The sequence below is a fragment of the Mesorhizobium sp. GbtcB19 genome, from assembly GCF_019091085.1.
Classification (GTDB): Bacteria; Pseudomonadota; Alphaproteobacteria; order Rhizobiales; family Rhizobiaceae; genus Mesorhizobium.
Map to the genome: position 1 here is coordinate 1 of NZ_JAGXJY010000122.1, position 440 is coordinate 440.

Consider the following 440-nt stretch of genomic DNA (forward strand, 5'->3'; position numbering starts at 1 on the left):
AATAGGCAATATTGACCCGCTTAGTGAGTACACGTACAGAGGTAAAATATTTGTAACAAACAAGGAATCAATTGACAACGGATTGTACGCAGAGGGAAAGGCGTGGAACGGTGACCAATTGGTGGGAGCTGTAGGGTCTAACATAAATGAAGTACTAGAAAATGAGATATGGAAAGAATATTCCGTAACAATCCCTCCAATTAAACAGGCTGTAACGCACATGCAAATTACTGTAGGTGTGCGACGTAACGGCACTATTTATGTAAGTAATCTCATGTTTCAAAAGGGCTCAATAAAATCTGTATTTATTCCGAACCCTAAAGACATGGGAGATTACCAAGCGATGGTCAGAGAAATCGGAAAGAAAGTAGCTACTTCAGAGTTTAATCAGAAAATCACTACAATGCAGACGGCTATTGACCAAACTTCCAATGCTATTA

Annotated in this window: 1 protein-coding gene; it reads left to right on the top strand. The window is 39.3% G+C overall.

Annotation, left to right across the window (positions count from 1 at the left end):
• Positions 1 to 440, top strand: a 440-nt coding sequence (locus KVT37_RS31880) for a hypothetical protein (protein ID WP_217578976.1), incomplete at both ends; no start/stop codon positions are given.